Below are 265 nucleotides of genomic sequence, written 5' to 3' on the forward strand. Positions count from 1 at the left end.
GTGCGCGAGTACTAGAGGTCATAACAAAGTCCGAAATGGTTCAAATAAGTGTCGATTAATAAGTATAAGTTTCGTCAGTAAAAAGCTAGATAGTATCTTTCAAAGGGTTAAGAGCAGTCTCTATGTGTGGCCAGTAATGCGCTGACATCATGGCTTTGCTTGGCCTTGGCACCGCGAGAGACAGTGGCGATACCAACACCTAGTTGCTCAGAGATATCACGTTGGGTGATGCCACGATCTAGCAAGTCAAAAATCCGAATACGAT

Annotated in this window: 1 protein-coding gene; it reads right to left on the bottom strand. The window is 44.2% G+C overall.

Features of this window, described 5'->3' with window-relative positions; genetic code table 11:
- Nucleotides 1-107: 107 nt before the first annotated feature.
- The coding region (locus tag AAEY88_RS14015; protein ID WP_350563357.1) for a Trp family transcriptional regulator at nt 108-265 on the bottom strand (158 nt) is incomplete at its 5' end.

The organism is Psychrobacter sp. CAL346-MNA-CIBAN-0220, assembly GCF_040309805.1.
Classification (GTDB): domain Bacteria; phylum Pseudomonadota; class Gammaproteobacteria; order Pseudomonadales; family Moraxellaceae; genus Psychrobacter.